Consider the following 1,919-nt stretch of genomic DNA (forward strand, 5'->3'; position numbering starts at 1 on the left):
CCGGCGCCCGGCTGGTGCGCGCGGACCGGGATGCCCCGGACGGCTTGGACACGGTCGCGGCCGAGCACTGGGACGCCGTACTGGATGTCTCCCGCCAGCCCGGCCAGGTGCGCCGTGCAGCGGCCGCGCTGGCCGGCACGGCGGAGCACTTTGTTTTCGTGTCCTCCTGCAGCGTCTACGCCGACCACCACACCCCGGGCGCCGACGAAACCTACCCGTTGCTGCCGCCCCTGTCCTCGGACGTGATGACGTCTCCGGACGTCTACGGCGAGGCGAAGGTCGCCTGCGAGCAGGCGGTGCAAAGCGCCTTCGGTTCCGACCGAAGCCTGATCGTCCGCCCGGGCCTGATCGCCGGTCCCGGCGATACCACCGACCGCACCGGCTACTGGCCCCTGCGCTTCGCCCGGCCCGTGGCCGACGACGGTGCCGTCCTGGTCCCCGACGCGCCCGGGTTGGACACCCAGGTCATCGACGTCCGGGACCTCGCCGACTGGCTCATCGCCGCGGCCGAACAGCGACTGGCCGGCGAGTTCAACGCAGTGGGCGACGCCATTCCGTTGGCCGCGCACCTGGAGATGGCCCGCCGGGTCGCGGACCATACCGGGCCGGTCCTGTCCCTGGGCCAAGAGGAACTGGCAGCGGCCGGCATCAACCCCTGGGCCGGCGAGCGGTCCTTGCCGCTCTGGCTTCCGCTGCCGGATTTCGCCGGCTTCTCCTCCCGCAGCAACGCCGCCGCCACGGCAGCCGGTCTGGCCTTGCGCCCGCTGCGGGACACGCTGGCCGACACGTTGGCGTGGGAGCTGGCGGCCGGTGCCGACCGTCCGCGCAAATCGGGCCTGGCCCCGGACGACGAGCGCCGGCTGCTGGCCATCGCGCGCCCCCGCCGCTGAGGAACCGGCCATGGATCCCCGCCAGCGGTTCGCTCGTCTCGCCAACGGACTCCGTTTGGCCTATGCCGAGGCCGGCTCCCCCGGCGGCACCCCGGTCCTGCTGGTTCCCGGCTACGGGGACTCCTGGCGGTTTTGGGCCCCGCTCTTCGACCGTTTACCGGCGTCGCTCCGGCTGATAGCGCTCAGCCCCCGCGGCCACGGCGATTCGGACAAGCCCGCGACAGGCTACCGGCTGCACGATTTCAGCAACGACCTCGGCGACTTCCTAAACGCCCTGGCCATCCCACGGGCCGTGATCGCCGGTCACTCCAGCGGCGGCTATGTCGCGCGGCGTTTCGCCGTCGACCGGCCCGATCGGGTCCGGGCCCTCATGCTCATCGGCTCGCCGCTGAGCCTGCAGCAGCGCCGGCCGCCCTTTGCCCCGGCCATCGAGGCGTTCCGCGATCCCATCGACCCCGCCGACATCCGCGCCTTCGTGGAGTCCTTCACCCTGCTGGCCAACCCCGGCGAGGCCGTCCGAGAGGCGGTGCTGGCGGACGCGCTCAAAATCCCCGCCCGCGTCTGGCAGCAGACGCTGGCCGGCCTCACCGAGGCGACGCCGCCGCCACCGGAGGCCGTCAAAGCCCCGACGCTTGTGGTGTGGGGCGACGACGACGACCTGCTCGCCCCTGCCGAGCAGAACGTGCTGGCCGGTGCCATCCCTTCCGCCCGGCGCAACCACTACCCCCGGGCCGGGCACACGGTCCTCTGGGACGCCCCCGACCGCGTCGCCGAGGACTTGCTGACCCTCGTCACGGGCGGCGGGAAAAATCCTTGAGGCGCCCGGGACACAGTTGTAGCGTGGCAGGCAGCAGGCCTACCGCACCGCTGCCCAAGGAGGCACGCCGTGACCATTCCACCGCCGCCAGAGCCGGCACACGATCCGAACGAGCCGGGGCCCAGGCACCCGTTCCCGCCGGAGCCGAATCCGGATCCCTTCGCGCCGCCCACGCCCGAACGGCCCGAGCCGGGTCCGGACCCCTACGCGCC

General features: G+C 73.0%; 2 protein-coding genes. Both read left to right on the forward strand.

The genetic code is table 11. The features are described from left to right. The coding region (locus AC5RV2_RS17505) for an NAD-dependent epimerase/dehydratase family protein (protein WP_494093389.1) at positions 1-890 on the forward strand (890 nt) is incomplete at its 5' end. A 10-nt stretch (positions 891-900) separates the two neighbouring features. Continuing rightward, positions 901-1,707, forward strand: coding sequence for an alpha/beta fold hydrolase (locus tag AC5RV2_RS17510; protein ID WP_494093390.1), 807 nt, complete (start codon positions 901-903; stop codon positions 1,705-1,707). Positions 1,708-1,919: the final 212 nt, after the last annotated feature.

The sequence above is a fragment of the Arthrobacter sp. Y3225116 genome, from assembly GCF_059091245.1.